Here is a 25,313-nt window from a genome sequence, read left to right as displayed (position 1 = left end):
GCGCATTACACCTCTAGCTCGAGACGGCATAGGCGTCGGCATAGCCGAGCCCCTTCACTTTTCGGAGAAGCGCCGAGCGGTCGCCTTCCGAGGATGCGGGGCCGGCGACGACGCGCCAGAACGTGCGCTCCGCGCTCTGCTGCTCGTAGATCGTGGGCACGATCCCGTTGGCGCGCAGGGCGTCGGCCGCCTCCTTGGCGTTGGCCTCGACCGAGAAGATGCCGATCTGGATGTAGGTTCCGTTCGCAGCTTGAGGGGCGCGCGCGGCGGCCGGCTGCGGAGACGGCTCGCCGGATCCGATTCCCGGCGAAACGACGGTGCCGGCGGCGGCGCCGACGGCCGTCGCACCGGAGATGGCCGAGAGCGGCTCGGATGCCTGGCGGCGGAACAGGCCGGCGAAGAGGCCCCGGCGTTCGCGTTCGGGCGCAGCCTGCGGCGCGGCCGGTTCGCCGTCGGACGATGCCTGCGTCTCGGCTGAGACCGGCTCGGCGGGCTCGGCGCTCGCCTCGGCACGGTCGATCGCGGCGGCGGCAGACTGTATCGGGTCGAGCGCCTCGGTCTCGACCGGCTCGGCCTCTGCCAGCGCGGCGGGTTCGGCGGCTTCGGCCTCGGCTTCGGGGGCAGGCTCGGGCGCCTCCTGGCGGCGCAGCGCGGTCACGTCCAGCTCGACGGGCGCGCCTGCCAGCATCCCGAGGGCGCTCGCCGCGTCAGACGAGACCTGGAAGCGTGGCCCGGGCCCGGTCCGCTCGCGCCGGAACAGGGCGCCGATCACGGTCTCGCCGTTGGCGGCGTTGCGGATCATCACGCGCTCGGGGTCGGTCGCCGCGGGATGCGCGACCCAGACACCGCCGAGCGAGGGGCGCCCGTCCCACAGGCCCGCCTCGGACATCTGAAAGACGTCGGGCGCCTCGACGTCGCGCTCGACCAGCCGCGTCGCCGCGGGCCGGTCGGCGGCCGCGGTTGCCGCCGTCTCCGGCCGGGACGAGCCCAGCCCCGTGCCATCTTCGCACCCGGCCAGAACCACGGCCGCAACGGATACGCCGACATACAAGGAAAGCTTGCTGCCCATTTTCGCCCCTTTCACGCAGGTCTGCGCCCGCGTTCTTCCGGCCGTCACTTCGGCCGCACTGCTCGGTCGCCCCGTTGCGGAGCTTGTTTTGCCAGAATGTATACAGGGTTTCGCCACGTTCGCAAAGCGTGCGCGCCCAAAGGACGCGACAGCGTGGCGCGCGGGAAACGGCTTGCGCCGCGCTGGCCCGCGCAGGAAAACGGCGGGCCGCGCAGGGCGGCCCGCCGCATGTGCCGGGCAAGGGCCGAGGGGCGTGCGCCCCGGCGGCCGCTCAGGCGGCCCTGCTGGTCGGCTTTTCGAGGTCGAAGCGGTCGGCCTCCATCACCTTGGTCCAGGCCGCCACGAAGTCGCGCAAGAACTTCTCCTGCGCGTCCTCCTGGGCATAGACCTCCGAGATCGCTCGCAGCTGCGAGTTCGAGCCGAACACGAGGTCGACGCGCGTGGCTTTCCACTTCAGGTCGCCCGTCTTGCGGTCGCGGCCCTCGAAGGTCTGCTGGCTGTCGTCGGCCGGCTTCCACTCGAGCCCCATGTCCATGAGGTTGCGGAAGAAGTCGGTCGTGAGCTGGCCGACGCGGGTCGTGAACAGGCCGCGGTCGCCCGCCTGGGGATGGTTGGCGCCGATCGCGCGCATGCCGCCCACGAGCACCGTCATCTCGGGCGCGGTGAGGGTCAGCAGCTGGGCGCGGTCGACCATCAGCTCCTCGGCCGACATGTTGTACTCGGCCTTGAGGTAGTTGCGCCACGCATCCGCGAAGGGCTCGAGCACCTCGAAGCTCTCCACGTCGGTCTGCTCCTCGGTCGCGTCGGTGCGGCCGGGGGTGAAGGGCACGGTCACGTCATGGCCGGCGGCCTTCGCCGCAGCCTCGACGGCGGCCGAGCCGGCCAGCACGATCAGGTCGGCGAGCGAGATCTTCTTGCCGCCCGAGGCGCTGCCGTCGAAGTCGGCCTTGATGCCTTCGAGCACGCCCAGCACCTTGCCCAGCTCGTCGGGCTGGTTCACCTCCCAGTCCTTCTGCGGGGCGAGGCGGATGCGCGCGCCGTTGGCGCCGCCGCGCATGTCGGAGCCGCGGAAGGTGGCCGCCGCGCCCCACGCCACGCGGACGAGCTCCTGCACCGAGAGACCGCTGTCGAGCACCTTGGCCTTGAGCGCCTCGACGTCGGCCTCGTCGACGAGCGGGTGATCGACGGCCGGCACCGGATCCTGCCAGATCAGATCCTCGGCCGGCACCTCGGCGCCGAGGTAGCGCGACTTCGGCCCCATGTCGCGGTGGGTCAGCTTGAACCATGCACGCGCGAAGGCGTCGGCGAACTCGTCGGGGTTCTGGTGGAAGTGGCGCGAGATCTTCTCGTAGTCGGGATCCATCCGCATCGCCATGTCGGCGGTGGTCATGATGGTGGTCACCTTCTTCGAGGGGTCGTCGGCGGCGGGCGCCATGTGATCGGCGTCGACGTCCTTGGGCTGCCACTGCCAGGCGCCGGCGGGCGATTTCACCAGCTCCCACTCGTAGCCGAAGAGCATGTCGAAATAGCCCATGTCCCACTTGGTGGGGTTGGGCGTCCACGCGCCCTCGATGCCCGAGGTGATCGCCTGCGCGCCATGCCCGGACTCGTAGGACGACTTCCAGCCGAGGCCCATCTCGGCGATGTCGGCCGCCTCGGGCTCGGCGCCAACGAGCGCGGCGTCGCCGGCGCCGTGGCACTTGCCGAAGGTGTGGCCGCCGGCGGTGAGCGCGACCGTCTCGTAGTCGTTCATCGCCATGCGCGCGAAGGTCTCGCGGATGTCCCTGGCCGAGGCGAGCGGGTCGGGCTTGCCGTCAGGCCCCTCGGGGTTGACGTAGATCAGGCCCATCTGCACCGCGGCGAGCGGGTTCTCGAGCAGGCGCTCGCCCTGGTAGCGGCTGTTTTCCTTGTCGGAGGTGGCCAGCCACTCGACCTCGGAGCCCCAGTAGACATCTTCCTCGGGCTCGAACACGTCTTCCCGGCCGCCGGCGAAGCCGAAGGTCTTGCCGCCCATGTGCTCGATCGCGGCGTTGCCGGCGAGGATCATCAGGTCGGCCCAGCTGATGCGGTTGCCGTATTTCTGCTTGATCGGCCAGAGCAGGCGGCGGGCCTTGTCCAGGTTAGCGTTGTCGGGCCACGAGTTGAGCGGCGCGAAGCGCTGCTGGCCCGCGCCCGCGCCGCCGCGGCCGTCGCCGGTGCGGTAGGTGCCGGCCGAGTGCCACGCCATGCGGATGAAGAGGCCGCCATAGTGGCCGTAATCGGCCGGCCACCAGTCCTGGCTGTCGGTCATCAGGGCGTAGAGATCCTTCTTGATCTCGTCGAGGTCGAGCTTGAGGAACTCCTCGCGGTAGTCGAAGTCCAGACCCATCGGATTGCCCGCGACGGGACGCTGGTGCAGGATCCGCAGGTTGAGCTGGTTGGGCCACCAGTCGCGGTTGGAGCGGCCGCCGAACCGCGTGTGCATGACCGGGCACCCGGTCTCCATGTCGTTTCCGTCCATCGTCTTCTCCGATCGTGCCTCTCAGGGTGCGGCCGCCCGGTGCGCACGGGCGGCGGGAGGCCGTCGCCGGAGCCGCTGCGGCGCGATGCGGCGCGACTCGCCCAGCCCTCCCGCGATGATCGTTACCAGAGCGGCCCCATCAGGGTAAGTTGAATCTTCTGATCAGAAGGATAAGATGGGCTTATGAAGGGGCTCACTCTCAAGCAGTTCCGCTATTTCGAGGCGCTGGCGCGGCATGGCCATTTCGGTCGGGCGGCCGAGGCCTGCGCGATCAGCCAGCCGGCACTGTCGATGCAGATCCGCGACCTGGAGGCGGCGTTCGGCGCGGCCCTGTTCGAGCGGGGCGCGCGCCAGGTGCGGCTGACCGGCTTCGGCGAGGAGGTGGCGGCGCGGGTTCGCGACATCCTGCGCGGTGTCGACGAGCTCGACGACCTCGCCCGTGCCTCGCGCGACCGCCTTGCGGGGCGGCTGCGGATCGGGGTGATCCCGACTGTCGCGCCCTACCTGCTGCCCGCCATCGTCGGCGATCTCGGCCGCGCCCATTCCGCGCTCGACATCCGTGTGCGGGAGACGGTCACGCCGAAGCTGCTGACCGAGCTTTCCGAGGGGCGGCTCGACACCGCCATCGTGGCGCTGCCCGTCTCCGAGCCCGCGCTCGCGGAGGTGGCGCTGTTCACCGAGGCCTTCGTTCTGGTGCGGCCGGCGGCCGAGGCCGGACGCCCCGTGCCGTCTGCCGAGACGCTGGCGCGGATGCGCCTGCTGCTGCTGGAAGAGGGCCACTGCTTCCGCGACCAGGCGCTGTCGTTCTGCGATCTCGGCCCGGCGCGCCCGCGCGACCTGCTCGACGGCTCGTCGCTGTCGACGCTGGTGCAGATGGTGGCCGCCGGCATCGGCGTCACGCTCATCCCCGAGATGGCGGTGCCGGTCGAGACGCGCTCGGCCGACGTGTCGGTGGCGCGTTTTCCCGAGCCGCAGCCCTCGCGCACCATCGGCATGGTCTGGCGCCGCTCATCGCCCCTCGCCGACCGGCTGCACGAGGTGGCAGGCGCGGTGCGGCGGGCGGCGGAAGGGCTGCATGGCCGGGCCTTGCCGGCCGCGAGTTGACAGCGGCTCCGGGCAGGGATTGAACCGGGGGCGCGAGCGAGAGGAGGGCCGAGCCCATGACCATCCGCAACGACCTGGCCGACGCGGTGGGGAACACGCCGCTGATCCGCCTCAAGGGCGCGTCCGAGGCGACGGGCTGCGAGATCCTCGGCAAGTGCGAGTTCATGAATCCGGGCCAGTCGGTCAAGGACCGCGCCGCGCTCTCCATCATCCGCGACGCGGTGGCGCGCGGCGCGCTCGCCCCCGGCGGCACCATCGTCGAGGGCACGGCGGGCAATACCGGGATCGGGCTGGCGCTGGTGGGCGCGTCGATGGGGTTCAGGACGGTTATCGTCATCCCCGAGACGCAGAGCGACGAGAAGAAGCAGATGCTGCGGATCGCGGGGGCCGAGCTGGTCGAGGTGCCCGCCGCCCCCTACCGCAACCCCAACAACTTCGTCCGCTACTCGGGCCGGCTGGCCGAGGCGCTGGCCGACAGGGTGGAGGGCGGCGCGATCTGGGCCAACCAGTTCGACAACGTGGCCAACCGGCAGGCCCATGTCGAGACGACCGGCCCCGAGATCTGGGAGCAGACGGGCGGGCGCGTCGACGGCTTCATCTGCGCGGTGGGCTCGGGCGGCACGCTCGCGGGCGTGGCCGAGGCGCTGCAACCTAGGGGCGTGAAGATCGGCATCGCCGACCCGGACGGCGCGGCGCTGTATCATTACTATGCCCATGGCGAGCTCAAGGCCGAGGGCTCGTCGATCGCCGAGGGCATCGGGCAGGGGCGGATCACGGCGAACCTCGAAGGGTTCACGCCCGATTTCGCCTGCAACGTGCCCGATGCCGAGGGCCTGCCGCTCGTCTTCGAGATGCTCGAGCGCGAGGGGCTCTGCCTCGGCCTGTCGTCGGGCATCAACGTGGCCGGGGCCATGCGGCTGGCCCGCGAGATGGGGCCGGGCCATACCATCGTCACCGTCCTCTGCGATTACGGCAACCGCTATGCCTCGCGCCTCTTCAACGCCGACTTCCTGGCGGAGAAGGGGCTGCCCGTGCCCGACTTCCTGTCGCGGCCCAGGCGCGAGTTGCCCGACATGACGGTGGCGGAGGCCGGTTGAGGGGCGTTCAGCCGCTCTGCGTGGGGCGAGCCACCGGTCAGGAATACGTCCGCTCCTCGATCGGCGTCGCCTCGATGGCCTCGGTCAGCGTGGCGAGGAAGGTGCGCTCGGCCCGGTTCATCCGCGTGCGCGGATTCCACACCACGTGCACGTCGGCCGGCGGCGGGTCATCGTAGGGCGGCAGCCGCCACAACAGGCCGTCGGCAACGTCACGGGCGGCGACGTGGAGGGGCAGGGCGCCGATGCCTAGACCGGCCACGATCATCCGCCGCACCTCCTCAAGGTGGCTCGACACGCCCACCATCTCGTCGCGCATCTCGGCCTCGGCGCGCAGCAGGGTCACCGCCTGCAGGATGCCGCCCAGCCGGTCGGTCTCGAAGCCCACGGCCGACTGCCCGGCGAGATCGGCCCGCGTCAGCCCCTCGCGGCCGAAGAGCGGATGGGGCGGGCCGCAGTAGAGCCCGAAGAACTCGCGGTAGAGCCGGCGGTATTCCAGCCGCGGGTTGCGCTCGCGCACGAGGCAGACGGCGAGCGAGGCGCTCTTGTCGGCCACGCCTGCGATCGCCTCGGCCGACGACCGCACCTCGAGCGAGACGGTGGCGCGGGGGTGGGCGGCATGGAACTCGGCCAGCACCCGGTCGAAGAGCGGACAGACGACGTGGCTGGCCAGCGCGATCCGCAGGTGGCCGCGGATCTCGTCGGTCACGTCGCGCATCAGCGTCGCGATCCGCAGGATCGAGCCCTGGATCTCGACCGCCTCGCGCCTGAGCGCCTCGCCCGCCTCGGTCAGGTGGAATTGCCCCGCGCCGCGCACGATGAGCTGCTTGCCCACCCGCTCTTCCAGCCGCTTGAGCGCGGCCGAAACCGAGGGCTGGGCGAGGCGCAGCTTGCCCGCGGCCTCGGTGATCGAGCCCGACTGCGCCAGCACGACGAAGGTGCGCAGGAGGTTCCAGTCGAGCTCGCGCACGATGCGCTCGGGGGCGTCGGGGCGCAGCATAGATACGGCCTCTGACAAGTATCGTTCCTATCTATTTGATTGATGGGGTGGAGCCGCGTCAACTCCTGCCCCGAGGCTGCCCTGCCAGAAGGCGGCCCGCACCAGCGAGGGAGACACGCCGCACCATGTCGGTGGAAGCGCGCGAAGCGCGACAGCCCTGGATCCTGCTGACGCCCGCGCTCACAGCGGTGACGCTGCTCCTGTTCGTGCCGCTGCTGTTCATCGTGGTGTATTCGTTCTGGCTGAGCTCGGCGACCGGTGCCGACATACCCGCCTTCTCGATGCAGAACTGGCAGGAGGCGCTGACCGACGCCTTCTACCGCGACATCCTGCTGAATACGCTGAAGATCGCGGCGATCACCACGATCGTCTGCGCGCTGATGGGCTATCCGGCGGCCTATTTCATCGCGCGCTCGAAGGGCAACAAGGCGCTGCTGCTGCTTCTGCTGATCCTGCCCTTCTGGATCAGCTACATCATCCGCACGATGTCGTGGATCAACATCCTGGGCACGTCGGGCGCGCTCAACACGCTTCTGGTTGGCGCGGGCATTCTCTCCGAACCCGTCCAGATGCTCTACAACGAGACGACCGTCATTCTCGGCCTCGTTCACTTCCTGCTGCCCTTCATGGTGCTGAACGTGTTCGTCAGCCTCGAGGGGATCGACACCAACCTCGAGGATGCCGCGACCTCGCTCGGCGCGACGCGCTGGCAGGCCTTCCTTCAGGTGACGCTGCCGCTGTCGCTGCCCGGCCTCGCGGCCGGATCGCTGCTGTGCTTCGTGCTGGGCGCGGGCACCTACATCACGCCGATGGTGCTGGGCGGGCCGCGCGACGCGATGTTCGCCAACCTCGTTTACGAGGCGATCATCACCCAGCTCAACTGGCCGCTCGGCTCGGCGCTCTCGCTGATGCTGCTGATCGTGCTCGGCGCGCTGGTGCTGATCTACAACCGCTATCTCGGCATGGCGCAGCTGATGAAGGGACTGGGCTGATGGGCTGGGGGGCGCTGAGGCTCTACACGCTGCTGGTCTACGGGTTCATGTTCCTGCCCGTGGGAGTGGTGGTGCTGCTGTCGTTCAACGCCTCGCAATTCGGCTCCTTCCCGATGACGGGCTTCTCGTTCCGCTGGTTCGTCGAACTGGCGCAGAACGACGCGATCCTGCGGGCCTTCCGCACCTCGCTGATCCTCGGGGCGCTGACGGCGCTGATCTCGACCACGCTGGGCGTGCTCGCCTCGCTTGCGCTCGTGCGCTATCGCGTCCCGGGCGAGAACTACATCTCGACGCTGCTGATCGCGCCCATTCTCGTGCCCGAGGTGGTGCTGGCGGTGGCGTTGCTGCTGTTCCTCAACTTCCTCGAGGTGAACAAGAGCTTCACGCTGCTGCTGCTCGGCCACGTCATCTTCACCCTGCCCTTCGTGATCCTCGTGGTGCAGGCGCGCCTCGTCTCGATCCGGCGCGACATCGAGGAGGCGGCGCAGAGCCTCGGCGCCTCGCCGGTGCAGACCTTCTTCCAGATCACCCTGCCGCTGATGATGCCGGCGGTGCTCGCGGGCGCGCTCTTCGCCTTCACCATCAGCTTCGACGACATCACCGGGACGCTCTTCTGGAAGCCGGGCGGCGTGGAGACGGTGCCGACGCAGATCTTCTCGATGCTGCGCAACTCCATCTCGCCCGAGATCAACGCGCTGGGCACGGTGATGATCGTCATGACCGTGGGCCTGCCCCTGCTGGGCCTCGCCCTCGCCCGCGCGCTCGCCATCAGAAGCGGCGGGTGAACCGCCCCGACCCCACCCACAGAAAAAAGGAGACAGGGAGATGACCCGCAAGATCGACGACACGACCCGCTACGAGCGCCTGCTCGAGCGCTACCGCAACGGCGACATCGAGCGCCGCAACTTCCTCGGCCTGATCGGGGCCGCGGGCCTCGCCTATGGCATGCAAACGCCCTTCGCGCGCTACGCCCGCGCGCAGGAGGTGAGCCAGGTCCGCTTCGACGGCTGGGGCGGCGTCGTCTCGGAGGCCTTCCGCGAGCACGCCTTCGACCCCTACACCGCCGAGACCGGAATCGAGGTGGTCGACGGGACCTTCTCGGGCGGCGACGAGTATCTCGCGCAGGTGCGCGCGAGTCAGCCGGGCGAGTACAACATCGCCCACCTGTCGGGCGTGTTCGACTATGCCCGCTACAACAACTTCGGCCTGACGACCGAGCTCAACCTCGACAACATCCCCAACTTCGCGCTGGTGATGGAGAACATCGTCACGCCCTACCGGGCGATCACGCCCGACGCGCTTTCGGCCGTTCCCTACAACTACGGCACCACGGGGCTGGCCTACAACCGCGCCTACATCTCGGACGAGGAGATGCAGGAGAAGGGCGCAAGGATTCTCATCGACGCCGCCTACGAGGGCAAGATCGGCGGCTGGTCGGACTGGCGCACCCGCATCTGGTATGGCGCGCTGCAGACCGGGCAGGACCCCAACAACATCGAAGACATGGAGGCGGTCTGGGACGCCATCCGCCAGCACCGCGACCTCGCGCTCAAGTACTGGGGCTCGGGCGCCGAGCTCATGAGCCTGCTCGCGGAGGAGGAGATCTACGTCACCGAAGGCTGGTCGGGCCGGATCGCCGCGCTGCAGGAGCAGGGCCACGACATCGGATACTACGACCCGCCGAGCGGCTTCGGCTGGCAGGAATGCCTGTTCGTCATCAAGGGCTCCCCGGTCGCGGCCTGCGAGGAACTCCTCAACTTCATGCTCGCGCCCGAGACCTCGATCGCCGTGGCCGAAGGGCAGAACTACCCGCCCGCGCTCGACGCGACGAAGGTGGATCTGGGATCGAAGATCCCCACGCTGCCGGCCTTCGACCCGACCGGCACGCTCTCGGGCCTCACCTTCGCCGATCCCGAGTACTGGAACGGCAACGAGGCCGACTGGTCGAGGGAATTCGGCCGCGTGGCGCGGGGCTACTGACGCCGCAAGGGGCGCGCGGCCGGCGCGTGTCGGCCGCCCGCTCGGGCCCGCTCCGCCGGGGCGCCCTCATGCACGCAACAGGCGCCGGCCCGGCAGGCGGGCCGGCGCGCATCGAAAGGCATCGCCACGTGAGCTCGGTTCACCTGAGGAACATCGTCAAGCGGTTCGGCACCTTCACCGCCGTCCACAAGACCTCGCTCGAGATCCCCGAAGGTGCGTTCGTCACGCTGCTGGGCCCCTCGGGCTGCGGCAAGACGACGAACCTGCGGATGATCGCGGGCCTGCTGGACCCCACGGAGGGCGCGATCGAGATCGGCGGGCGGGACGTGACCAACATCCCGATCCACAAGCGCAACCTCGGCCTCGTCTTCCAGAACTACGCGCTCTTCCCGCACAAGACGGTGGCCGACAACGTCGCCTTCGGCCTCAAATACCGCGACGTGCCGAAAGACGAGATCCCCGGCCGGGTGAGACAGGCGCTCGAACTCGTGCAACTGCCGCAGATGGCCGGGCGCTACCCGCGCGAGCTGTCGGGCGGCCAGCAGCAGCGCATCGCGCTTGCCCGCGCCATCGTGATCGAGCCCGACGTGCTGCTGCTCGACGAGCCGCTCTCGGCGCTCGACGCCAACCTGCGCGAGGACATGCGCGTCGAGCTCAAGCGCATCCAGGACCAGATCGGCGTGACCACCGTGTTCGTCACCCACGACCAGTCCGAGGCCCTGGCCATGTCGGACCGGATCGTGGTGATGTCGAACGGGCGGGTCGAGCAGGTCGGCGCCCCGCAGGAGGTCTACAACACGCCCGCATCGGAGTTCGTCGCGCAGTTCCTCGGCGCCTCCAACATCATGGAGGCGCGCTGCACCAGCCGCGCGAACGGCACCGCGGTGATGGAAAGCCCCGTCTTCGGCACGCTGCCCGTGCCGGCCGGGAAGGCGCCGAATGTCGGCGCAGAGGGGCCGGCCAAGCTGGTGATCCGCGCCGAGAAGCTGACGCTGAAACCCCGCGGTGCCGAGGCGAACGGCGCCGTCACGGTCGATGCGCGGGTCGAGACGGTCGACTACCAGGGGCAGGCGGTGCGCTACTTCGTGCGCGCGGGCGAGGTGCAGCTGCAGGCGATCAACATGATCGACGAGGCACCTTTCCCAGAGGGCGCGGAGGTCACGCTGCACCTGCGCCCGCAGGATTGCGCCGCCCTGCCCGGGGGGCGGGCATGAGCCGGGCGCCGTCGCACCTGTTCTACCAGGGGCGCGAGCGCCGCCCCGTGCTCGACCAGGCCCGCGGCATCTACATGTGGGACGTCGACGGCCGCCGCTACATCGACGGCTCGTCGGGGGCGATGGTCTGCAATATCGGCCACTCGAACCCGCGCGTGCTCGAAGCGATGCGCCGCCAGATGGAGCGGGCGACCTTCGGCTACCGCCTGCACTTCGAGACCGAGGCGTCGGAGGCGCTGGCGGCCCGGACGGCCGCGCTGATGCCCGAGGGGCTCGACCGCGTTTTCTTCGTCTCCGGCGGCTCCGAGGCGGTGGAATCGGCGATGAAGCTCGCCCGGCAATGGGCGCTCGCCACCGGCCAGCCGGGGCGTTGGAAGATCATCACGCGCGAGCCTTCCTACCACGGCTCGACCCTCGGCGCGCTGTCGATCACGGGCTACGACGCGCTGACCGATCCCTTCTTGCCGATGATGCGGCCGATGCCGCGCGTTCCGGCCCCGCGCGCCTATCTCGACGGGCTGGACCCCGCCGACCCGGCGACAGGCCGCCACTATGCCGACCAGCTGCGCGCCCGGATCGAGGCGGAAGGGCCCGAGACCGTGCTCGGCTTCATCGTCGAGCCGGTGGGCGGCGCCTCGACCGGCGCGCTGGTCCCGCCGGCGGGCTACATGGAGGCGGTCGAGGAGGTCTGCCGCGACTACGGTATCCTGCTTATCCTGGACGAGGTGATGACGGGGGCGGGCCGCACCGGCGCCTTCTGCGCCGCCGAGCATAGCGCGACGCGCCCCGACATCATGGTGCTCTCCAAGGGTTTCGCCGCCGGCTACGTGCCGCTCGGCGCGATGGTGGCGCACCGCGACATCGTCGAGGCGATCCTCGACGCAGGCGGCTTCCTGCACGGCTATACCTACGCGGGCAACCCGCTCGCCTGTGCCGCGGGCCTCGCCGTGATCGACGAGATCGAGCGCGAGGGGCTGGTCGCCAACGCCGCCGCGCGGGGCGACGTTCTGCTGTCGCGGCTGCGCACGCTCATGGCGCGCTACACGGTGATCGGCGACGTGCGCGGCAAGGGCCTGCTGACGGCGTTCGAGTTCGTCTCCGACCGGCAGACGATGGCACCGCTGCCGCCGGGCGCCCGCGCCTTCGCCCGCTTCGTCGAGATGGCCTATGCGCGGGGCCTCATCGTCTATTCCCGGCGCACGCGGGGCGGCTATGCCGGCGACCATGTGCTCGTCGCGCCGCCCCTGATCGTGACCGAGCCGCAGATCGACGAGATCGCTGGCCTGCTCGACGAGACCCTGGCCGAGTTCTCGGCCGAGTTCGCCGTGCCCGAGCCGGTCTGACCTCCCATGTCGGCGATCCTCATCACCTGCGCCCTCACGGGCTCGATCCACACGCCCACCATGTCGCCGCACCTGCCGGTGACGGCCGACGAGATCGTGGAACAGGGCATTGCGGCGGCCGAGGCGGGCGCGGCCATCCTGCACCTGCATGCCCGCGATCCCGAAACGGGCCGCCCCTCGGCCGCGCCGGAGCATTTCATGGGCTTCCTGCCGCGCCTCAAGGCGGGCACCGACGCCGTTCTCAACCTTTCCACCGGGGGCAGCGCGGTGATGAGCCTCGACGACCGGCTGGCCGCGCCGAAGGCCGCCGCGCCCGAGATGTGCTCGCTCAACATGGGCACGATGAACTTCGCCCTCTACCCGATGGCGGCCCGGATCGGCGAGTGGCGGCACGACTGGGAGCGGCCGTTTCTCGAGGGCTCCGACGACCTGGTGTTCAAGAACACCCCGCGCGACATCGCCACCGTCCTGCACGAGATGGGCGCCCAGCGCGGCGCGCGGTTCGAGTTCGAGTGCTACGATGCGGGCCACATCGCAATGCTCGCCCACTTCGCCGAGCGCGGGCTGGTCGCGCCGCCCTTCTTCGTGCAGTTCGTGTTCGGCGTTCTGGGCGGGATGGACGCGCACCCCGACAATCTCAGCCACATGGTGCGCACGGCCGACCGGCTTCTGGGGCGCGACTACGCCTTTTCCGTGCTCGCCGCCGGCCGCCACCAGATGCGCTTCGCCGCCATGGCGGCGGCGATGGGGGGGCATGTGCGCGTCGGTCTCGAGGACAGCCTGACGATCGGGAAGGGGCAGCTCGCCCCCTCCAACGCCGCCCAGGTCGAGAAGGTGCGCCGCATCGTGGAAGAGCTCGGCCGCACCCCCGCCACCCCCGACGAGGCGCGCGCCCTGCTCGGGCTGAAGGGGGCGGCGGCGACCGCGATCCCATGACGCCCGAGATCCGCCTCGCGGGGCCCGAGGATGCCGGGGCGCTGGCCGCCGGCCTCGCCCGGCTCTCGGCCGATCTGGGCGAACCGCACCGGATGGACGCCACGCGCCTCGCCGACGCGATGCGCGCCCCCCTGCCGCCCTTCCGGGCGCTGCTGGCAGGAGAGGCCGGCCTTGCGCTCTATTCGCCCGTGTTCTCGACCGTCACCGGCGGGGCGGGGGCCTGGGTCTCGGACCTCTGGGTGGCGCCGGCGGCGCGCGGCACCGGCCTCGGCCGCCGCCTGCTCGGGGCCGTGGCGCGGGATGCGGCCGCGCAGTGGGGCGCGCTCTACCTCGCCCTTGCCGTCTACGAGACGAGCCCCGGGGCGCGGGCCTTCTACGACCGGCTCGGCTTTGCCCCCGTCGAGGGGCAGGCGCGGCTGACGCTCGGCCCCGAGGCGACCGCCAGATTGAGCCGGACAGAGTGAAAGGAGACCCATGAAAGCCGTCCATGACGACAGGCAGGCCCGCCACGACCCGAAGTTCTTCCTCGTCAACGGCGTGCCCCGGCCGAGCCCCGAGCAGCCCGAGCGCGTCGTGCGCCTGCGCGCCGCCGCCGAACGGGCGGGCTGCGGCTTCGTCGCGCCGCAGGATCACGGGATGGCCCCCCTCGCCGCCGTGCACAGTGCCGAATACCTGCACTTCCTGCGCACGATCCACGCCCGGTGGCTGCGGATCGAGGGCGCGGGCGAAGAGGTGATCCCCAACATCCACCCCGCTGCCCGCACCGACGGCTACCCGAAATCCGCCGTCGGGCAGGCCGGCTACCACCAGGCCGACACGGCCTGCCCGATCGGTGCCCATACGTGGGAATCGGCCTACTGGTCGGCACAGAGCGCGGTGACGGCGGCCGACCTCGTGCTCGACGGCGAGCGCGCGGCCTATGCGCTTTCGCGCCCGCCGGGGCACCACGCCTATGCCGACCTCGCCGGCGGGTTCTGCTTTCTCAACAACTCCGCCATCGCCGCCGAGCGCCTGCTGCGCGCGGGCCGCAGGCCTGCGGTGCTCGACGTCGACGTGCATCACGGCAACGGCACGCAGGGCATCTTCTACGCCCGCGGCGACGTGCTGACCGTGTCGATCCATGCCCACCCGGAGCGGTTCTATCCGTTCTTCTGGGGCTACCCGGAGGAGCGTGGAGAAGGCGCGGGCCGTGGCGCCAACCTCAACCTCGCCCTGCCCCGCGGGACGGGCGACGAGGATTACCTGCGCGCCCTCGATACCGCCCTCGCCCGCATCGACGCCTTCGGCTGCGACGCGCTGGTCGTGGCGCTCGGCCTCGACGCGCATGTGAACGACCCCTTCCAGGGCCTCGCGGTCACCACGGACGGCTTCCGCCGCATCGCCCGCGCCATCGCCGGGGCGGGGCTGCCCACGCTCTGGGTGCAGGAGGGCGGCTACCTCTCCGACGATCTCGGGCCGAACCTCGCCGCGGCATTGGAAGGGGCACAGGGGTGAGGCGAGCGCAGAGCGGCAAGGGGAAGCGCCGCCGCCGGCTCCGTGCGCAGCGAGCCCGCCCGGTCACGGCGACACGGCACGAGACCCGACCGGCCGGGAGAGGTCGCCCGCATCTCCGGCCGATGCCGGATCGGCGCGCCTACGATGCCCCTTCGTTCACCCGCTCGCCGGCCAGGGCGCTGAGCTTTTCGTCGGCGGCCTTCTCTTCTTCGAGAATTTCGGCCAGCGTTTCTGCGTCGTCGAGGCCCTCTTCCCTCGCCCATGCGACGAGGGCGCCGTAGGCGGCGATCTCGTAGTGCTGGATGCGCTGGACGCTGGCGATGAGCGCGGCGTCGCGCACGGCCGGGTCGTCGATCTCTGCGGCCCATTTGCCGGCCTCCGCCAGAATGGCCTTCATGGTCTGGTCCTCGTGGGCGCGCGGGTCGGCGCCGTGCCGCTCGAGCAGCGCGGTTATGCGCTCGCCGTGGCGCACGCTCTCCGGCCTGTCGCCGGCGAGCGCCTCGCGCAGCGCGCCGTCGCTGGCCCTGTCGGCGAACCCGCCGAGGGCATTGGCGATCTGGCCCTCGAACGACCGGGCCTCCTGCAACTCGGCGATGTATAGGTCTTTCAGGCTGTCGATCGTCATGGTGTCTCTCCCATCGTTCCGCGGCGGGCCGTCTCGGGGAAAGTCGATCCGTCCGGCCGAAGTTCCGCGGTGGCCGGGCCCCGGCGCTCGCCGGCGCAGCGCCGGCCGCAGTCGGCCCGCGGACGGCGCAGGTCCGCGCGTCGTTACTTTGCCCGGGCCGGGAAATGGCGTATCGAGAGCCAGGGCATCAGGCAGGGGAGGGTCTGACGCTGGCGCTCGACGTCTCGCACGATCCGCTGCTCGTGGTCGCGTCCTTCGCGATCGCGCTCATGGCCGGATTCACGGGTCTGTGCCTCACCCGCGGGGCGCAGGCCCTCGACGTGGGGCCGCGCAAGCGGGCCGTCGCGGCCTCGGCCATCGTGCTCGGGGGCGGCATCTGGTCGATGCACTTCGTCGCCATGCTGGGGCTGCAACTGCCGATCCCGTTCTTCTACGATGCGCTGACCACGCTGATCTCGGCGCTCGTCGGCATCCTGATCGTGGGCCTCGGCCTGATCCTGCTGCATTTCCGCGCGCGGACCGCTTCGACGATCACGCTGGCGGGCCTTGTCTTCGGCGTGGGCATTCTGGCGATGCACTACATCGGCATGGCGGGGATGGAGGCGTGCCGCGCCGCCTATGCACCGCTCGGCCTTGCCGCCTCGGCCACCGTGTCGCTCGGCCTTTCGGTCGTGGCGATCCGCGTCGCCTACGGCGAGCGGACGCGGCGCAACATCGTGCTCGGGACGGTGTGTTTCGCAGTGGCGGTCGTGGCGCTGCACTACCTCGCCATCGCGGGAACGCGCTTCTTCGCCGACCCGGTGCCGCGGATGCCCGAACTGACCCTGGGCAACGAGATGCTGGCGCTGGTGGTGACGCTGGCCTCCTTCGCCATCTGCGGCGGGTTCCTGCTCTCGGGCGCGACCTTCCTTCCGGGCGGGGCGACGACCGGCGGCGCGGCCCGGGGCATGGCGGCTGCCGCGGCAGCGCCCGCCACGGCGACGCCAGAGACTGCGCTTGCGTCCGCCCCCGACGCGCACACCGCCCCGGCTGACGATGCACCCGCCGCCGTCGCGCGCGCCATCGGGACGGTGCCCGAGCCGGCCCCGGAGCCCGCGCCGCGCCCTGTTCCGCCGCGCCGTGGCGTGCCCTACGAGCAGAACGGGCGAACGCTCTTCGCCGATCCCGGCGATATCGCCGCCTTCCGGGCCGAGGGGCATTACACGGTGATCTACCGCGGCGAGGCCCGCGGGTTCTGCCCCTGGTCGATCTCGGAGGCGGAGCGCCGGCTCGCGCCGGCGCCCTTCGTGCGGGCGCATCGCAGCTACCTGATCAATCCCGCGCATGTCTCGGCCTTCGAGCGCAAGAAGGACGGCGGCATAGCCTATTTCGACGGTGTCGGCACGCTGGGAAAGGTGCCGGTCTCCCGCTCGCGTCTGCCAGACGTCCGGGCTGCGCTGGGCCTCTGACGGCAAGGCCGGGGCCGGGCGCAAGGCGTTTCGAAACGCCTTGGCCCCGTGGCGCCGTTCCGCCTTCCACGTCACTCCGATGCGGCCTGACCCAACGGCCTTCGAAGGCCGTTCGCCCCGGCTTCGCCGTTCGTGCGCGTATTTCGCATCTCGTGCATCGGGCGACCGGTGTCGTTCATTCGCCGTTCCCGCGCCCGTCGACGGCGGCATACAACACCGCATGCGTCAGAAGAACGCACCAGGGAGGAGCACATGATACCGGCGCGGTTCGACTACCACCGGCCCGGCGACATCGCTGCCGCCCTCGCCATCCTCGGCGAGCACGGCGACGAGGCGCGGGTGATCGCAGGCGGGCACAGCCTGATCCCGATGATGAAGCTGCGAATGGCCGACCTCGGCCATCTGGTCGATCTGCAGGACATCGCCGAACTGCGCGGCATTGTGGTCGAGGGTGGCACCGTCCGCCTCGGCGCGATGGTGACGCAGGCCGAGCTGATCGCGAGCGCCGAGCTGGCACGGGCGGCGCCGCTCGTCCGCGAGGCCGCGTTGCAGATCGCCGACCCGCAGGTGCGCTATTGCGGTACCGTCGGCGGCAACGTCGCCAACGGCGATCCGGGCAACGACATGCCGGGGCTGATGCAGTGCCTCGGCGCCACCTTCCACCTGGCGGGGCCCGGCGGCGAGCGGAGCGTGGCGGCGCGCGACTATTACGAGGCCGCCTACATGACCGCGCGGGAGGATGACGAGATCCTGACCGCCATCTCCTTCGCCGTGCCCGCGGGCGGCTATGCCTACGAGAAGCAGAAGCGCAAGATCGGCGACTACGCCACCGCCGCCTGCGCCGCGCTGGTGACGATGGAGGGGGGGCGCTGCACCGCCGCCTCGATCGCCATGACCAACCTGTCGGACGTGCCCGTGTGGTCGGAGGCGGCCGGCGCCGCGCTGGTGGGAACGAATTGCGACGCCGAGGCCGTCTCGGCTGCCGTCGAGGCCGCGAAGGCCGACATCGACCCGACGGAGGACAATCGCGGCCCCGTCGACTTCAAGCGCCATGTCGCGGGCGTCATGATCCGCCGCGCCATCGAGCGCGCCGTGAGCCGCGCGTAAGGGGAGGGGAGCCAGCCATGGGCAAGCAACACTACCAGATCACGGTGAACGGCGAGCCGCAGGACGTGCTCGCCGAGCCGCGCGAACTCTTGATCCACACCCTGCGCGAGCAGCTTCGGATCACCGGGCCGCATATCGGCTGCGAGACCTCGCATTGCGGGGCCTGCACGGTGGATATCGACGGCCGCTCGGTGAAGTCCTGCACCGTGTTCACTGCGCAGGTGGCGGGCAAGGAGATCACCACGGTCGAGGGGCTGGGCAGCCCCGACGCGATGCACCCGCTGCAGGAGGCGTTCCGCGAGCATCACGGGCTGCAATGCGGCTACTGCACGCCGGGGATGATCACCCGCGCCTACCGTCTGCTGCAGGAGAACCCCAGCCCCACCGAGGAGGAGGTGCGCTTCGGCATGGCGGGCAACCTGTGCCGCTGCACCGGCTACCAGAACATCGTGAAAGCCATTCTCGCCGCCGCGGCGGAGATGAACGCATCGAAGGAGGCCGCGGAATGAAGGACCTTCCCGAAAGCGCCGAGCGCGCCGAAAAGCTCAAGGGCCTCGGCTCGTCCCGCAAGCGGGTGGAGGACGCCCGATTCACCCAAGGAAAGGGCAATTACGTCGACGACATCACGCTGCCCGGGATGCTGTTTGGCGACTTCGTGCGCTCGCCCCACGCCCATGCCCGCGTGACGGCCATCCACACCGAGGAGGCGATGAAGGTGCCGGGCGTGCTGGCCGTCATCACCGCCAAGGATCTCGAGCCGCTGGGCCTGCACTGGATGCCCACGCTCGCCGGCGACAAGCAGATGGTGCTGGCCGACGGCAAGGTGCTGTTCCAGGGCCAGGAGGTGGCCTTCGTCGTGGCGACCGACCGCTACGCCGCCGCCGACGGGATCGAGGCGGTGGAGGTCGAATACGAGGATCTGCCGGTCGTCGTCGACCCGTTCAAGGCGCTGGAGCCCGACGCCCCGGTGCTGCGCGAGGACCTCGAGGGCAAGACCGAGGGCGCCCACGGGCCGCGCAAGCACCACAACCACATCTTCACCTGGGAGCAGGGCGACCGCGAGGCGACCGAGCAGGTCATCGCCGAGGCCGACGTGGTGGCCGAGGAGATGATCTATTACCACCGAACCCATCCCTGCCCGCTGGAGCCCTGCGGCTGCGTGGCGAGCATGGACAAGGTGAACGGCAAGCTGACGATCTGGGGCACCTTCCAGGCGCCGCACGCGATCCGCACCGTGGTCTCGCTGATCTCGGGCATCGAGGAGCACAACATCCGGATCGTCTCGCCCGATATCGGCGGGGGCTTCGGCAACAAGGTGGGCGCCTATCCGGGCTACATCTGCTCGGCCGTCGCCTCGATCGTCACCGGCAAGCCGGTGAAATGGGTCGAGGACCGGATGGACAACCTGATGACCACCGCCTTCGCCCGCGACTACTGGATGAAGGGTAGGATCGCGGCGACGAAGGAGGGGAAGATCACCGGCCTGTGGTGTCACGTCACGGCCGATCACGGCGGGTTCGATGCCTGCGCCGACCCCACCAAGTTTCCCGCAGGCTTCTTCAACATCTGCACGGGCAGCTACGACATCCCGACCGCCTATCTCTCGGTCGACGGCGTCTATACCAACAAGGCGCCGGGTGGCGTGGCCTATCGCTGCTCGTTCCGGGTGACGGAGGCCGCCTATTTCATCGAGCGGATGATCGAGATCCTCGCCATCGAGCTGGGGATGGACGCCGCCGAGCTGCGCCGGATCAATTTCATCAAGGCCGAGCAGTTTCCCTACCAGTCGGCCCTGGGCTGGGAGTATGACAGCGGCGACTATCACACGGCATGGGACAAGGCGCTGGAGGCGGTCGATTACGCCGGCCTGCGCCGCGAACAGGCCGAGCGGGTCGAGGCCTTCAAGCGGGGCGAGACCCGCAAGCTCCTCGGCATCGGGCTGACGCATTTCACCGAGATCGTGGGCGCCGGGCCGGTCAAGAACTGCGACATCCTCGGGCTGGGGATGTTCGACAGCTGCGAGATCCGCATCCATCCCACCGGCTCGGCCATCGCGCGGCTCGGCACGATTTCACAGGGGCAGGGGCACGCGACGACCTTCGCGCAGATCCTGGCCAGCGAGATCGGGCTGCCGGCGGATTCGATCACCGTCGAGGAGGGCGACACCGACACCGCGCCCTACGGCCTCGGCACATACGGCTCGCGCTCGACGCCCGTGGCGGGGGCGGCGACGGCGATGGCCGGCCGCAAGATCCGCGCCAAGGCACAGATGATCGCGGCCTACCTTCTGGAGGTCCACGACGACGATCTGGAGTGGGACGTCGACCGCTTCGCGGTCAAGGGCGACCCGGAGCGCTTCAAGACGATGAAGGAGATCGCCTTCGCCGCCTACAACCAGGCGATTCCGGGCATCGAGCCGGGCCTCGAGGCGGTCAGCTACTACGACCCGCCCAACATGACCTATCCGTTCGGCGCCTATGTCTGCGTGATGGAGATCGACGTCGATACCGGCCAGACCGAGATCCGGCAGTTCTACGCGCTCGACGATTGCGGCACCCGGATCAACCCGATGATCATCGAGGGGCAGGTGCATGGCGGGCTGACCGAGGCGCTGGCCATCGCGATGGGGCAGGAGATCGCCTACGACGAGATGGGCAACGTCAAGACCGGCACGCTGATGGACTTCTTCGTGCCGACCGCCTGGGAGACGCCGCACTACACGACCGACCACACGGTGACGCCCTCGCCGCACCACCCGATCGGGGCCAAGGGCGTGGGCGAGAGCCCGAACGTCGGCGGCGTGCCGGCCTTCTCGAACGCGGTGCACGACGCCTTCCGCGCGTTCGGCCTGCGACAGAGCCACATGCCGCACGATCACTGGCGCGTGTGGAAGATCGCCAACGGGCTCGGCCTGCACGGCTGATCCGTCCGCGGCGCGGGCTGCGCCGCCGGGCCTTCCCCGGCACGCGGCCCGCCCGCCCACCCCCGCGCGCCGGGGAAGGCCCGGCGGCGACCTCCCGCCCGAGTGCGGCGGGCGGGCGCCACGGCCCCCGCCGGACGCTGGTGACCAGAGCGTGGGCGACGCGGATTTGGCACAGGAAGAAGCGGGTAACGCCCGGTACTCGGAGCTACGGAATGGCTGACTGGACCGAGCTTGCGACCGATCTCGCCGCCCAGGGCTACGTCGCCGCGCCCGATCTGGCGATGGCGCTGCACCTTGCCGTCACGCTCGGCCGTCCGCTGCTGCTCGAAGGGGCGGCCGGCGTGGGCAAGACCGAGGTGGCCAAGGCGCTGGCCGCGGCGCGCGCCACGCGCCTGATCCGGCTGCAATGCTACGAGGGGCTGGACGCCGCGCACGCCATCTACGAGTGGAACTACCAGCGCCAGCTTCTGGCCATCCGCGCCGCCGCCGAGGGGGGCGAGACGGGGCGGCAGGTGGAGCAACGGGTCTTCTCGGAGGAGTACCTGCTCGCCCGTCCGCTTCTGCAGGCGATCCGGCAGGACGCCCCGCCGGTCTTGCTGATCGACGAGATCGACCGGGCCGACGAGGAATTCGAGGCCTACCTGCTCGAGGTGCTGTCGGACTACCAGATCACCATCCCCGAGCTCGGCACGATGCAGGCCACCGCGCGGCCCATCGTAATCCTGACGGCCAACGGCACGCGCGACCTGTCCGACGCGCTGCGGCGGCGCTGCATGTATGCCTGGGTCGACTACCCCGACCGGGCGACCGAGATCGCCATCCTCGCCGCCCGCTGCCCGGAGGTTGAGGAGAGGCTTGCAGCGCAGATCGTGGGCTTCGTGCAGGCGTTGCGGCGCGAAGAGCTCGACAAGGTACCGGGCGTCGCCGAGACGCTGGATTTCGCCGCGGCGCTGGCGGGGCTGGGCGTCAACGACCTGACCGAGGACCCGGCCGTGCTGCAGGCCGCCCTCGCCACCCTGCTCAAGACGCGGGCCGATCGCGCCAACATGACGACCGAGGTCGCCCAGCGCCTCGCGGGGAAGGCGGCATGAGCCGCGTCACCCGCTTCGCGGGGCGCGACCCCGGGCCGAGCGCGCGCGTCGCGGGCTTTCTCGGGCATTGCCGCGAGAACGGGCTGCGCCTCGGCGTGTCGGAGACGGAGACGGCCCTGCGCGCGCTGGCAAGCGTCGAGGCGGCCGATCCCGCCCAGGCCCGCGCCGCGCTGAAGGCCGTGTGCTGCGGGAGCGCCGACGAGGCACGGCGCTTCGACGCGCTGTTCGAGGCCTTCTGGATGAACGGCGGGCGGGTGGTGACGCGGGCCACGCCCAGTGTCCGAACGCCGACCAGGGCGATGCGCAGCACGGCCGAGGCGACGGGGCCGCAGGCCGAGGGGGCGGGACAGCAGGACAGCCCCGATGGCGAGGGCGAGGGCGAGGCGGAGGGCGGCGGCGAGGGGCGGCTTCTGGCCGTGCGCAGCCAGAGCATCGCCCGCCGCGACCTGCGCGAGCTGGTCTCGCGCGACGACATCGCCGAGGCCGAGCGGGTGGCCGAGCGGCTGGGCCGGGCGCTGCGCGACCGCCGCTCGCGCCGGCGCCGCGCGGCCAAGCGGGGGGCCGAGATCGACTTTCGCCGCCTCGTGCGCCGCTCGCTGGCCATCGGCGGCGAGCCTTTGCACCTGCCGCGCAAGGCCCGCCCCGACCGTCCGGTACGGATCGCGGCGCTGGCCGACGTCTCGGGGTCGATGACGGTCTATGCGCGCCCTTTCCTCGCCTTTCTCGCGGGGCTGATGCGGGGCGATCCGTCGGCCGATGCCTATCTCTTCCACACCCGCCTCGTCAGGATCACCGAGGCGCTGCGCGACCCCGACCCGTTGCGCGCGCTCAACCGGATGAGCCTGCTCGCAGAGGGGTTCGGCGGTGGCTCGCGTATCGGGGCCTGCCTCGAGCGGTTCGCCCGCGGCTACGCCCCCGCCTTCGTCGACGGGCGCACGGTCGTCTTCATCCTGTCCGACGGCTACGACAGCGAAGGCAAGGGGGCGATCGGCCCCGCCCTCGCCCGCCTCGGGCGCCGCGGCTGCCGGATCGTCTGGCTCAACCCGCTCAAGGGCTGGGCCGATCACGGTGCCATCGCCGCCGGCATGGCCGAGGCGCGCCCGCATCTCGACGCTGTGCATTCCGTCAACACGCTCGCCGGCCTCGCCGCGCTCGAAGGGGAGCTCGCCCGCCTGTGAAACCCGCCGCCCTCACCGTCGAACGGATCGACGCGCTGGCCCGCGAGATGCGCACGGCCGGCACGCCCTTCGCCACCGCCACCATCGTGCGCACGATGGACAGCACCTCGGCCGGCGCTGGCGCGCGCGCACTGCTGTCCGCCGAGGGAGAACTGATCGAGGGCTGGGTGGGCGGCGGCTGCGTGCGCGCCGCACTCGGCCGGGCGGCGCGGTCGGCGGTGGCGCGGGGCGAGCCGGTGCTGGTGGCGCTGCGCCCCGACGACCGGCTGGCCGCCGAGGGCGCCGAGCCCTGCGAGGTGCGCGACGGCATGATCTACGAGCGCAACGGCTGCGCCTCGAAGGGCTCGATGGACGTCTTCGTCGAGCCGTTCGTGCCGCTGCCCGATCTCGTGGTCATGGGCGAGGGGCCGGTGGCGCGGGCCTTGCGCGCGCTCGCCCGCGGCTTCGACTTCCGCCTGTGCGAGGCTGCGACGGGGCCCGGCGCCTACGTGGTGGTCGCCACCCAGGGCAAGGGAGATGCGCGGGCGCTGGCCGAGGCGCTGGGTGCGGGGGCGGCCCATGTCGCCTTCGTCGGCAGCCGGCGCAAGGCGGCGGCGCTGCGCGAGAAGCTGGCCGGGCAGGGGGCCGACGCCGCGGCCCTCGCCGCGCTCTCGGCGCCCGCGGGCCTCGACATCGGCGCCGAGACACCCGACGAGATCGCCCTGTCGATCCTGGCCGAGATCGTGCAGGTGCGCCGCAAGGGGGCGCGATGAGCGTCGCCGCCGTGGTGCTCGCCGCCGGTCTCTCGACCCGGTTCGGTGCCGGGAACAAGCTGCTCGCGGAGGTGGGTGGCCGGCCGCTCCTGCTGCGCACGCTCGATGCGGTGCTCGGTGCGACCACCGCGCCGCCGCTCGTCGTGCTCGGCCATCAGGCCGAGGCGGTGGGCGCGCGCCTCGGCGGCCTGCCGGTCGATCTCGCCACCAATCCCGAGCACGCCGCGGGGCAGCAGGGCAGCGTGGCCTTCGGCCTCGCCCGCGTGGCCGATGCCGACCTGACGCTCGTCGTGCCGGGCGACCTGCCCCGTCTGACCGCTTCCGCGCTCTTCAACCTGCTCTCCGCAGCGCGCACGGCGCCACCCGGCCGGGTGACCGTGCCGATGCGGGGCAGGGTGCGGGGCAACCCGGTCGTGCTGTCGCGGCAGGCGCGGGCGGCCGTGCTGGCTGGCGGGCCGCGCCTCGGCTGCGGCGGCTTCACCCGGCGCAACCCCGGCCTCGTGCACCGCTTCGAGACCGATCTGCCCGCCTTCTTCGCGGATGTCGACACCGCGGACGACCTCGCTCGAGTCCGCGACGAGATGGCCGACGCCGCCCGGTGACGTGGGGGCGCGCGACCGATAACACTGGACAGGGACGGAAGAGAAAGGAAACGCCATGGATCTCGCCGAGGAAGTCGTCATCGAGGCCCCGCGCGACGAAGTCTACGCGCGGCTCAACGACGTGGAGGTGCTGCGCCAGTGCATCCCGGGATGCGAGGAGCTCGAACGCAACGAGGAGGGAGACCTCGAAGCGAAGGTCACGCTCAAGATCGGGCCGGTGAAGGCCCGGTTCACGGGCGTCGTGCACCTCGACCCGAGCGGCGCGCCCGAGCATTTCACCCTCAGCGGGCAGGGCAACGGGGGCGCGGCCGGCTTCGCCAAGGGCGGCGCCGACGTGACGCTGACCGAGGACGGGCCGGAGCGCACGATCCTTGCCTACAAGGCGCATGTCGAGATCGGCGGCAAGCTCGCCCAGCTCGGGAGCCGGCTGGTGGCGAGCACCGCAAAGAAGCTGTCGGCCAAGTTCTTCGCGTGCTTCGCCGAAACGTTCCAGCCGCAGGACGCGGGCGCCGAGGCCGACGCCGGCACCGCCTGAACGGCGGTCGCCCTGCACAACCGGGCCCGACGAAAAAGGCCGCCGGCCGCGCCCCGATGGGCATGGCCGGCGGCCTTCTTGCCGGGCTCGCGCCCCTCAATACCTGTAGTGGTCTGGCTTGAAGGGGCCCTGGGGGGTGACGCCGATGTAGTCGGCCTGGTCGGGGGCGAGCTCGGTGAGCTTGACGCCGATGCGGCCGAGGTGGAGGCGGGCGACCTTTTCGTCGAGGTGCTTGGGCAGGACGTGGACGGCGTTGTCGTACTGCTCTCCCTTCGTCCAGAGCTCGATCTGGGCGAGCACCTGGTTGGTGAAGGAGGCCGACATCA

Annotated in this window: 24 protein-coding genes; 19 read left to right on the top strand and 5 right to left on the bottom strand. The window is 70.8% G+C overall.

The annotated features are described in order from the left end of the window. Window positions 1-13: 13 nt before the first annotated feature. Together DLJ49_RS08990 and katG are read right to left on the bottom strand one after the other, a co-directional pair. On the bottom strand, window positions 14-1,069 hold the full coding sequence (locus tag DLJ49_RS08990; protein WP_115393207.1) for an SPOR domain-containing protein: 1,056 nt from the start codon (window positions 1,067-1,069) through the stop codon (window positions 14-16). 271 nt (window positions 1,070-1,340) lie between these two features. After that, a complete protein-coding gene (gene katG, locus DLJ49_RS08985) occupies window positions 1,341-3,569 on the bottom strand; it encodes a catalase/peroxidase HPI (protein ID WP_115393206.1) in 2,229 nt (742 codons plus the stop codon). A 183-nt stretch (window positions 3,570-3,752) separates the two neighbouring features. Here katG and DLJ49_RS08980 point away from each other — a divergent pair, with 183 nt between their 5' ends. After that, window positions 3,753-4,673: a hydrogen peroxide-inducible genes activator gene (locus DLJ49_RS08980; RefSeq protein WP_115393205.1), complete on the top strand. Its 921-nt coding sequence runs from the start codon at window positions 3,753-3,755 to the stop codon at window positions 4,671-4,673. Window positions 4,674-4,729: 56 nt separating this feature from the next. Beyond that, entirely contained in the window at window positions 4,730-5,770 is a 1,041-nt protein-coding gene (locus DLJ49_RS08975) for a cysteine synthase A (RefSeq protein ID WP_115393204.1), read from the top strand. Window positions 5,771-5,807: 37 nt separating this feature from the next. On the opposite strand, the gene DLJ49_RS08970 is transcribed toward DLJ49_RS08975, so the two are convergent. Beyond that, window positions 5,808-6,767 (bottom strand): LysR family transcriptional regulator, encoded by a 960-nt coding sequence (locus tag DLJ49_RS08970; RefSeq protein ID WP_115393203.1) that lies wholly within the window; start codon window positions 6,765-6,767, stop codon window positions 5,808-5,810. Window positions 6,768-6,892: 125 nt separating this feature from the next. Here DLJ49_RS08970 and DLJ49_RS08965 point away from each other — a divergent pair, with 125 nt between their 5' ends. From DLJ49_RS08965 to DLJ49_RS08930, 8 genes are all read left to right on the top strand, one after another. After that, entirely contained in the window at window positions 6,893-7,759 is an 867-nt protein-coding gene (locus tag DLJ49_RS08965) for an ABC transporter permease (protein ID WP_115393202.1), read from the top strand. Further along, the gene (locus tag DLJ49_RS08960) at window positions 7,759-8,544 is read left to right on the top strand and encodes an ABC transporter permease (RefSeq protein ID WP_115393201.1); all 786 of its coding nucleotides are present in this window, start codon (window positions 7,759-7,761) and stop codon (window positions 8,542-8,544) included. The genes DLJ49_RS08965 and DLJ49_RS08960 overlap by 1 nt, the downstream gene beginning before the upstream one ends. Window positions 8,545-8,596: 52 nt before the next feature. Next, a complete protein-coding gene (locus tag DLJ49_RS08955) occupies window positions 8,597-9,739 on the top strand; it encodes an ABC transporter substrate-binding protein (protein WP_115393352.1) in 1,143 nt (380 codons plus the stop codon). Window positions 9,740-9,867: 128 nt separating this feature from the next. Then, the gene (locus tag DLJ49_RS08950; RefSeq protein ID WP_115393351.1) at window positions 9,868-10,953 is read left to right on the top strand and encodes an ABC transporter ATP-binding protein; all 1,086 of its coding nucleotides are present in this window, start codon (window positions 9,868-9,870) and stop codon (window positions 10,951-10,953) included. Continuing rightward, complete coding sequence (locus DLJ49_RS08945; protein WP_115393350.1) at window positions 10,950-12,296, top strand: aminotransferase family protein; 1,347 nt, start codon at window positions 10,950-10,952, stop codon at window positions 12,294-12,296. The genes DLJ49_RS08950 and DLJ49_RS08945 overlap by 4 nt, the downstream gene beginning before the upstream one ends. A gap of 6 nt (window positions 12,297-12,302) precedes the next feature. Next, a complete protein-coding gene (locus tag DLJ49_RS08940) occupies window positions 12,303-13,232 on the top strand; it encodes a 3,5-dioxohexanoate:acetyl-CoA acetone transferase (RefSeq protein ID WP_115393200.1) in 930 nt (309 codons plus the stop codon). Continuing rightward, window positions 13,229-13,696 carry a GNAT family N-acetyltransferase gene (locus DLJ49_RS08935; RefSeq protein ID WP_115393199.1) on the top strand — a complete coding sequence of 156 codons (468 nt, stop codon included), beginning with the start codon at window positions 13,229-13,231 and terminating at the stop codon, window positions 13,694-13,696. The genes DLJ49_RS08940 and DLJ49_RS08935 overlap by 4 nt, the downstream gene beginning before the upstream one ends. 10 nt (window positions 13,697-13,706) lie before the next feature. Beyond that, window positions 13,707-14,726: a histone deacetylase family protein gene (locus tag DLJ49_RS08930; RefSeq protein WP_115393198.1), complete on the top strand. Its 1,020-nt coding sequence runs from the start codon at window positions 13,707-13,709 to the stop codon at window positions 14,724-14,726. 139 nt (window positions 14,727-14,865) lie between these two features. On the opposite strand, the gene DLJ49_RS08925 is transcribed toward DLJ49_RS08930, so the two are convergent. Next, window positions 14,866-15,351 carry a YciE/YciF ferroxidase family protein gene (locus DLJ49_RS08925; RefSeq protein WP_115393197.1) on the bottom strand — a complete coding sequence of 162 codons (486 nt, stop codon included), beginning with the start codon at window positions 15,349-15,351 and terminating at the stop codon, window positions 14,866-14,868. 164 nt (window positions 15,352-15,515) lie between these two features. Between DLJ49_RS08925 and DLJ49_RS08920 the strand changes: the two genes are divergently transcribed. From DLJ49_RS08920 to DLJ49_RS08880, 9 genes are all read left to right on the top strand, one after another. Next, window positions 15,516-16,799: an MHYT domain-containing protein gene (locus DLJ49_RS08920; RefSeq protein WP_233488911.1), complete on the top strand. Its 1,284-nt coding sequence runs from the start codon at window positions 15,516-15,518 to the stop codon at window positions 16,797-16,799. 252 nt (window positions 16,800-17,051) lie between these two features. After that, window positions 17,052-17,906 (top strand): FAD binding domain-containing protein, encoded by an 855-nt coding sequence (locus DLJ49_RS08915; RefSeq protein ID WP_115393196.1) that lies wholly within the window; start codon window positions 17,052-17,054, stop codon window positions 17,904-17,906. A gap of 17 nt (window positions 17,907-17,923) precedes the next feature. Further along, entirely contained in the window at window positions 17,924-18,415 is a 492-nt protein-coding gene (locus DLJ49_RS08910) for a (2Fe-2S)-binding protein (protein WP_115393195.1), read from the top strand. Beyond that, window positions 18,412-20,829: an aerobic carbon-monoxide dehydrogenase large subunit gene (locus tag DLJ49_RS08905; RefSeq protein WP_115393194.1), complete on the top strand. Its 2,418-nt coding sequence runs from the start codon at window positions 18,412-18,414 to the stop codon at window positions 20,827-20,829. The genes DLJ49_RS08910 and DLJ49_RS08905 overlap by 4 nt, the downstream gene beginning before the upstream one ends. A 212-nt stretch (window positions 20,830-21,041) precedes the next feature. Continuing rightward, window positions 21,042-21,920, top strand: a complete 879-nt coding sequence (locus DLJ49_RS08900) for an AAA family ATPase (RefSeq protein ID WP_115393193.1) — start codon at window positions 21,042-21,044, stop codon at window positions 21,918-21,920. Beyond that, window positions 21,917-23,098 (top strand): vWA domain-containing protein, encoded by a 1,182-nt coding sequence (locus DLJ49_RS08895; protein ID WP_115393192.1) that lies wholly within the window; start codon window positions 21,917-21,919, stop codon window positions 23,096-23,098. Before DLJ49_RS08900 ends, DLJ49_RS08895 begins: the two co-directional genes overlap by 4 nt. Next, complete coding sequence (locus tag DLJ49_RS08890; protein ID WP_233488909.1) at window positions 23,095-23,850, top strand: XdhC family protein; 756 nt, start codon at window positions 23,095-23,097, stop codon at window positions 23,848-23,850. Before DLJ49_RS08895 ends, DLJ49_RS08890 begins: the two co-directional genes overlap by 4 nt. Continuing rightward, window positions 23,847-24,452 (top strand): nucleotidyltransferase family protein, encoded by a 606-nt coding sequence (locus tag DLJ49_RS08885; protein WP_115393191.1) that lies wholly within the window; start codon window positions 23,847-23,849, stop codon window positions 24,450-24,452. Before DLJ49_RS08890 ends, DLJ49_RS08885 begins: the two co-directional genes overlap by 4 nt. 55 nt (window positions 24,453-24,507) lie before the next feature. Beyond that, entirely contained in the window at window positions 24,508-24,987 is a 480-nt protein-coding gene (locus DLJ49_RS08880) for a CoxG family protein (protein WP_115393190.1), read from the top strand. Window positions 24,988-25,083: 96 nt separating this feature from the next. On the opposite strand, the gene DLJ49_RS08875 is transcribed toward DLJ49_RS08880, so the two are convergent. Continuing rightward, on the bottom strand, window positions 25,084-25,313 hold a 230-nt coding region (locus DLJ49_RS08875; RefSeq protein ID WP_199533316.1), incomplete at its 5' end, for an adenosylhomocysteinase.

Source organism: Rhodovulum sp. 12E13 (assembly GCF_003340565.1).
Lineage (GTDB): Bacteria > Pseudomonadota > Alphaproteobacteria > Rhodobacterales > Rhodobacteraceae > HLUCCA09.
Note: the sequence above shows the minus strand (reverse complement) of the source record. Positions and strands in the feature narration are given on the sequence as shown.